The 7,309-nt window shown below is 57.0% G+C and carries 4 protein-coding genes and 3 pseudogenes; 6 read left to right on the forward strand and 1 reads right to left on the reverse strand.

Annotated features, from left to right (window positions below; genetic code table 11):
- Positions 1 to 435: 435 nt before the first annotated feature.
- On the reverse strand, positions 436 to 969 hold the full coding sequence (locus HMPREF0975_RS09460; RefSeq protein WP_009233934.1) for an ISL3 family transposase: 534 nt from the start codon (positions 967 to 969) through the stop codon (positions 436 to 438).
- 323 nt (positions 970 to 1,292) lie between these two features.
- On the opposite strand from HMPREF0975_RS09460, the pseudogene HMPREF0975_RS15630 reads away from it, so the two are divergent.
- The 6 genes and pseudogenes from HMPREF0975_RS15630 to HMPREF0975_RS14925 all read left to right on the forward strand — a co-directional run.
- A pseudogene (locus HMPREF0975_RS15630) lies at positions 1,293 to 1,452 on the forward strand (transposase); the annotation flags it as partial.
- A 157-nt stretch (positions 1,453 to 1,609) separates the two neighbouring features.
- A complete protein-coding gene (locus tag HMPREF0975_RS14910; protein WP_009233935.1) occupies positions 1,610 to 2,482 on the forward strand; it encodes an ABC transporter ATP-binding protein in 873 nt (290 codons plus the stop codon).
- Positions 2,479 to 5,049, forward strand: coding sequence for an ABC transporter permease (locus HMPREF0975_RS14915; protein ID WP_009233936.1), 2,571 nt, complete (start codon positions 2,479 to 2,481; stop codon positions 5,047 to 5,049). Before HMPREF0975_RS14910 ends, HMPREF0975_RS14915 begins: the two co-directional genes overlap by 4 nt.
- A gap of 200 nt (positions 5,050 to 5,249) precedes the next feature.
- Positions 5,250 to 5,498, forward strand: a pseudogene (locus HMPREF0975_RS17335) (IS1634 family transposase); the annotation flags it as partial.
- A 355-nt stretch (positions 5,499 to 5,853) separates the two neighbouring features.
- Positions 5,854 to 6,309, forward strand: coding sequence for a transposase (locus HMPREF0975_RS09470; RefSeq protein ID WP_198009168.1), 456 nt, complete (start codon positions 5,854 to 5,856; stop codon positions 6,307 to 6,309).
- 701 nt (positions 6,310 to 7,010) lie between these two features.
- Positions 7,011 to 7,309: pseudogene (locus HMPREF0975_RS14925) on the forward strand (transposase); the annotation flags it as partial.

Raw genomic sequence — 7,309 nt, forward strand, 5'->3', positions numbered from 1 at the left:
CAATTCCACCGGCGCATCAGGCCTGGTGATTCACACGCATCCAGCCCGCCCCGGTCGGCGCTGGCCCTTGGCGCTACCCGGGCGCGGGGTGAAGGTCCCGGCCCGGTCCCGGGGCACCACAGGTCTCGAAGGGCCCCATCCTGACGAGTCCACCGTCTTGGACGTGGTTCCGTTTCTGGCGTTACCACGAGCCTGGGAGGTTGGCCCGCCCCTGTCGTAGCCCAGGTGCTCGCTCAAGCCAAGCGGCCAGGCCCCTCTCCAAGGCCTCCCTTGGTGCAGGGCCGGCAGCAGACCATCAGTCCCGGTCATGCTCACCTGCCCGGCACCAGCTCTGCTCAAACAAGCCATCCACAGCCCCAGCCGAGCGCAGCTGGCCGACCACATCCCGACCACCAGCAGAAGCCCTGTTGTCATCATCAGTAGCAGTCATCAGTGTCAGTCCTTCCACAAGAGCTCACACAAACCAATGAACAGGCTCCACCCGTCTGCTGGATATGGTCCCGGGTCCAGCAGACGGGCCGGACCGGTGGCGTCGCGTACGGGGGTCAGGTCAATGATCACAGCGGGCGTACTTGTCGCCCCGCCTGGTGTGGCGCCACACAGAGGGGGCACCTCCCGCATGGGAGCGAAGCGCGCGGGGGAATCGTCGACGCCGAGGACCTCCACGCCATCGAAGCGGTGGGGATCATCTAGCAGCGCGACCTGCGCGCTTGCCAGGATCGTGGTGTTCGCGGTGTGCCAGGAGAGCTCCAGGGTCCGCGCTACCCGGGAAATGGACATGGAATCCAGGGCAAGGGCCCGCAGCCCCCATTCCACCGCTGAGCGGGTCAGACGCGCCCGCGGCTGGGCCAGGGCCGAGGTGTCTTGCCTCCACACCCGGCGGCAGTGAGGGCAGGCGAAGCGCCGCAGGCGTACCAGCAGCTGTGTGGGTCGCCACCCCACCGGCACGTGGGCCAGGCGCTGGGCCACCGTCCCACGGGATACTCCCTGAGCCCCGGCAGGACCGGCAGAACGGGTCCTCAAACCCGGCCGGCATACGGCACTCCACAATGACTCTCATCGGGGTGAGGTGCTGGCCCACCGCGGTCAGTCCCAGGGCGTCCAGCCCCAGGAAGGTCGTCAGATCAGGACCGGTGAAGGTAGTCTCAAGCACGTCGAGATCTCTCAGGTGGCGTGTGTAGCAGCTCCCATCATCGAGGAACCTCGCCCCCTACCCAAGCAACGACGCACCCACCCCCGCCCCAAACACACCAATAAGCCTTACTTACTACACCCTCAAACACGAAGAGCCCGATCACCCCGACTCCTCCAACGGCCCCACGCCAGGCCATCAACGGACGCCTGGAGCACCTACGCGGCATCGCCCTGGGATTCCGCAACCTCACCCACTACACCATCCGCAGCCTCATCCACACCGGACGCCTCAAAGACCACCTGACAACAACCACCTAAACCAGACAATAGGCCCCACCTACCACACCCTCAAACACGAAGAGCCGACAAACCCCGACCCCCTGCCTTCTGACCTGCCACTACACCTAGGATGATCCACCGGAGCAAGGAGCCATCCGACTGGAACATTCTATCGGACTTGTGGCAGACTGCCGTCATGGTTTCCCACGCTAAAGATAGCCCTGAGATCAGCACTGTCCCCTTACGACCTCATTCGCCAGCCAAAAATCCGGTTGTCACAGCACATTCCTTAACGAAGATTTATGGCAGTGGCGATAATGGCGTGGTCGCATTGAATGACATCTTTGTATCAATCGCTCGGGCGAGATTTACCGCAATTATGGGACCTTCCGGTTCTGGAAAATCAACCCTTATGCATTGCTTGGCTGGCTTAGAATCAGCTACCTCGGGATCAATAAATCTTGACGGCCAAGAGATTACCTCAATGAATGAACGGCAATTGACAAGGCTGCGTCGCGAGCGAATCGGGTTCATATTTCAGTCGTTCAATTTGCTGCCATCTTTAACCGTCGAAGAGAACATCACATTACCGATAGATATCGCTCGAAAATCTGTGGATTTTAGACATCTCAGCCAGATAGTCAAGGCCGTAGGTCTAAGTAACCGACTCTCGCACCGTCCTGCCGAACTATCTGGAGGGCAAGTTCAGCGCACTGCCTGCGCTCGCTCGTTCATGGGGCGACCGTCAGTCATCTTCGCTGACGAACCCACAGGAAACCTCGACTCTCGGGCTACTATGCAAATCCTCCAGATTTTGCGTTCTAGCGTTGACCATTTCGGACAGAGTGTAGTCATGGTAACTCATGAACCCGAGGCCGCAGCCTGTGCTGACACCGTCCTGTTTCTACGAGATGGGCGGCTAGCTGCCCAGTTGGACAAGCCTGATCGAGACAGTGTCCTTATTGCACTGCATGCATTAAGCAGCTCTATTGCCATGGAAGTTCCTGAATTCCATAGCAAACACAGAATCTATAACACATCAAAAACTACCTTAGGAGTGAGTTTATGATTCGCTTTGCTCTACGATCACTTAAAAGTCATGCTCGTCAGTTTTTCTTGACAACGCTAGCAGTCATTCTCGGCGTTGCCTTTCTTACTGGCACGCTGTCGCTTCGTATCGTGTTGTCGAATATATTTGACGCTCAAAATTCAACGACCCTAACCGGAGATTTGTATATTTCAGGTCAGTCAACTGCCAACAGTCAAAATACAAATAGTTCTTCTGTAGCAACCAAAATAGACGGTAAACTTGCCGAAACCGTTGAGTCAATTGATGGCGTAGAGCATGCTTTTCCGATTGCTTCTATACCTGCCACATTGGTTGGCGCTGATTCCACGCCTGTCACGTCAATGAATGCACCGTCGAAAGCAGTTCCGCTCTATCCGCAGGATTCTAGGGCGAAAACTGCATCTGGGAGATTCCCTCATTCTGGAGGCGAAATCGCATTGGAATCCGAAGCACTGAAACGTTCCGGTTTATCAGTGGACGATGATACACACCTTGTAATTAACGGAGATGCATATTTGGTAAGGATAGTTGGCGAGTTTAACTATGACACTTCGGTTGCCGGTGCGACAGTAATCGGGCTAGACCCAAATTGGCTGATGTCATTTTCTGCTCCAGACGGGAAAGTCGACTCAATTTGTGTTTATTTAGATAAAGGAATTGACCAGAAAGAGATCTCAAATAAAATCAGAAAAATTTTGCCAGAAGAAATTCGCGTGCAGACCCAAAAAGAAGCTGCAGACGAACAGAACGCTGAAATTAATAAATACCTCGGCTATACCGAGGTATTCCTTTTGATTTTCGTGGCTTTGGCGATGTTCGTTGGATCCTTTATCATTATGAATACCTTCGCGATGAGCGTACGTCAACGGCAGAGAGAATTCGCATTGCTACGTGCCGTCGGCGCCTCACCCGGATCAATATTTGCTGCAGTACTTCTTCATGCCGTCATGATCGGCACCGCCGGTGCCCTGCTCGGTTTAGCTTTGGGTATCGGCGCTACAAGATTACTTTTAGCTGGTCTCAAATTTATGGGTATGCCACTGTTAAATCAGGTGCCTATTAATTATAGTATCATACTAGCCGCGATCACAGCAGGCTTAGTCATAACCGTCATCGGAGCTCTCTTTCCGGCACGGGAGGCGGCTCTTACTCCGCCCATTGAGGCAATGCAGAGTTCGAGCAGAGAGAGGACTAGATCATTGCGATTTCGAGGCATCCTCGGCGCGTTATTAAGTAGCGTCGGTTTGGTCGGAATAATTGTCACATGGGTGGCCAGTGGATTCCCGCGATCTGGAGTTATCCTCGGAATAGGGGCCGGAGCTCTGCTAATCGGCCTGCTTTTACTTTTCCCGGTTTTGGCCCGTTACGGTATCGAGTCATTTTCTATGCCGTTACTTTTATTCCGCCCCATCGGCCGTCTTGCGATTCGCAATCTCAGCACTGTTCCAAGACGTACTGCCGCAACTTCGGCAGCTCTGTTCATCGGAATGACACTCGTTAGCGCAGGCACAATTGTGGCGGCTTCGATGAAAGCCTCTATAAACGAAATCGTGAATGACTCGATGCATGCTGATTTTTTGGTATGTCAAGTAGCTTCCTCAGGCAGACCAGATCGAGTTCCAGCGAAATCCGCCGAACAGATCCAATCTCTTGACGGTGTTGCCTCCACAACAGGTTACGTCGCCCAGCTGGTTTCCGTAGAAATTCCGAATGGAAATTCCGACGCAGGATATGCCATTGCTATCGATCCTGAAGATTTTACTAAGGCGTACGACCCTAACCTTGTTGAAGGGACATTGGACAAACTTGACGGCACTCATGTTGCAGCTTTTAAAGGATCTGGTTTAAAAATAGGAGACGATGTCGTAATTTCTGGTTCTACCGGCGCGGTGACCGCGACGGTTGTTGCTGTAGCGGACACCAAAGGCATACTGGGGACGATTTATGTCACTCCAGAAACGATGGCCGCAACAGGAGCGCTAACGGATGTAGTTTCTACCGACCCATCTCAAGTCCTTGCTTCTCCGCATGCGTTATTTGTTACATTAGACGATGGCGCTTCACCAAATGACATCCGTAAAAAAATGGAAAGAGTTTTAGCGTCTTCATACATATTTAGCGTTTTAGATTCTAGTGAACTTTCGGAAGTTGCAGGATCTCAAGCAACTCAAATCCTTGCCGTCCTATACGCATTGCTGGGACTGTCCCTGGTCATCGCTGCACTTGGTATCATTAACACTCTGGTTCTTTCCGTCTCAGAACGGTCTCGGGAAATCGGGCTCGTAAGAGCTGTTGGATTAGGAAAAGCTCAAGTTATTGGAGAGATTACTCTTGAGTCGGTTGTTACCACCGTCTTCGGTACAATCGTAGGAACTCTTACGGGTATCGTGCTTGCCGGGGCTCTGCGTGCTCAGTTAAAAGATCAGGGCATGACTAAACTTGTTGTTCCCTGGGGGCAGCTGACCGTCACTCTATTGCTATCTATTATCATCGGTGTGCTGGCAGCATTGTGGCCAGCCTTGAAAGCTGCGCGCATACCCGTGATGCGAGCAATTTCTACCGAATAGTCAGGTAGGGTGCGCGGTGTTTTTCGGACTGGGGGACTTATCCTACTGCGTTAATAGGATGGATCCCATGACAGCAGCGAAATACTCTGACCTGACTCGTGACAGTTTGGTGGGTTTGGGGTTTTGGGGCTGATTTTTCGTTGGTATTCCGTCATGTTGGGGGTGTGCTGGCACACTAAGCGGCCGGTAGGGTGGGGGTGGTGAGCCCGTTTCTGCGTAAGGTCAAGACTGCCTCAGGAGCGATGGCGGTACAGATCGCGGTCAAGGAAGGGCGCCGGGACAAGGTCATTGAGCACCTAGGCTCAGCCCACACCCAGGCAGAGCTGGCTGCCCTGATGGAGATCGGCCGGCGCCGCATTGCTCCGGACCAGCTGGCCCTGGACCTGTCCCCTGTGCCATCAGCGCCACCGCCAGCCTCCTCAGGACCAGCCAACGTCGGCGCGGTGGTGGCCGTTGAGGTTGATGGTGACGTCCTGGAGGAGTTTGAGGCAGGGGGTCGGCGAAGTCGGTTTAGGGGTTGGTTGGGTCATCACTGCTTCCAACAAACCCGGGGCGATTCATAATTACCCGACCTCTTAGTGTCTCACCACCAAACCCCCAACACCGCATACCAACGAATACTCACACCGACCTCCCTACAACCCACCACGATGTCATGATCCAGGTTCGAGGCCTCCCCGGCCTACATCATCGAACCTGACTCATGACGCTTAGGTCGTGTTGCGAAATTGTGGGGTGGGGGCGGCGTGGTGTCTGGGTGTGGGTGAGGCCTCCGGGGTATCACGGGTGGTGTCAAGTCATCTCGTGATCGAGCCGGAGGCCTCAGTTGTCCAGGATAGAGGCAAGGCAGGCGCTGGACGCCGTCATGACCTCACCGATGCGCAGTGGGAGGTGCTGGCCCCGTTGCTGCCCGAGGCGCCTGTCAGGGGCCGACCGCGCATATACTGCCTACAAGGCCTGGTCGACGGGGTGCGCTACCGCACCAGGACCGGCTGCCCGTGGCGCGATGTCCCGGATCGCTACGGGCCCTGGTGGAGGATTTACGTTCTGTTCCGCTCCTGGCAGGTCTGCGGGGTCTGGGAGCACCTGGAGCGTGAGCTCACAGCCGCGGTGGTGACCACCCAGGGACCTGAGGCGGTGTGGGACAAGGTGTCAGTGGACTCGACCACCTGCCGGGCCCACGTGCATGCCGCAGGCGCCCGCCGCGATAGACAAGCGAGCCTGTTCATTGGTTTGTGTGAGCTCTTGTGGAAGGACTGACACTGATGACTGCTACTGATGATGACAACAGGGCTTCTGCTGGTGGTCGGGATGTGGTCGGCCAGCTGCGCTCGGCTGGGGCTGTGGATGGCTTGTTTGAGCAGAGCTGGTGCCGGGCAGGTGAGCATGACCGGGACTGATGGTCTGCTGCCGGCACTGCACCAAGGGAGGCCTTGGAGAGGGGCCTGGCCGCTTGGCTTGAGCGAGCACCTGGGTTACGACAGGGGCGAGCCGACCACCCAGGCTCGTGGTAACGCCAGAAACGGAACCACGTCCAAGACGGTGGACTCGTCAGGATGGGGCCCTTCGAGATCGGGGTGCCCCGGGACCGGGCCGGGACCTTCACCCCGCGCCCGGGTAGCGCCAAGGGCCAGCGCCGACCGGGGCGGGCTGGATGCGTGTGAATCACCAGGCCTGATGCGCCGGTGGAATTGAGAAGTGCGGGATATCCAGCACCACCTGGCCTCCACGCTCAGCGCGGGCGCTCGGCGCGGGGATCATTTCGAGGACCCGCCGACGCGGCCTGCTGAGGCTGTCGCGCGTGTGGCAGCACGCGTCCGCTGGAGGAGTCCGGGTGGGTCTCTTAGTGTGGTGGCAGTTCCTGCGGCGTTCCCTGGCCGGTGGTTCTGGCTTGGAGCAGGAGGGGGGGCATCGTGGGGATCCGGATTCTCGACCAAGATTCACCAGGAGGTTGTCCCACGATGCCCCCTCACCAGTCTGCCGTCTCCGTCCTGATTCAGGATAGTCCTTGCCGACCCGGACCTGGCTCATGATGACGTCTTCCGTCGTCTGCTCCAGGCCGGTCTGCAGGACCTGATCGACGCCGAGGCCACCGCCGTGATCGGCGCGGGCCCCTATGAGCGCACCGAGGACCGGCGCACGCGCCGCAACGGTAAGCGCCCCAAGAAGCTGGCCACCACCGCCGGCGAGGTGGACCTGGCCATCCCCAAGCTGCGGCAGGGGTCCTTCTTCCCGTCCCTGCTCAGCCCCGCAAGCGGGT

Origin of the sequence: Actinomyces sp. oral taxon 849 str. F0330, from assembly GCF_000239715.1 — a bacterium.
Lineage (GTDB): Bacteria > Actinomycetota > Actinomycetes > Actinomycetales > Actinomycetaceae > Actinomyces > Actinomyces johnsonii.

Bases quoted from the DNA above. Each gene is read 5' to 3' on its own strand.
- HMPREF0975_RS14910 (WP_009233935.1), top strand. From the start codon at position 1,610: ATGGTTTCCCACGCTAAAGATAGCCCTGAGATCAGCACTGTCCCCTTA.
- HMPREF0975_RS14915 (WP_009233936.1), top strand. From the start codon at position 2,479: ATGATTCGCTTTGCTCTACGATCACTTAAAAGTCATGCTCGTCAGTTT.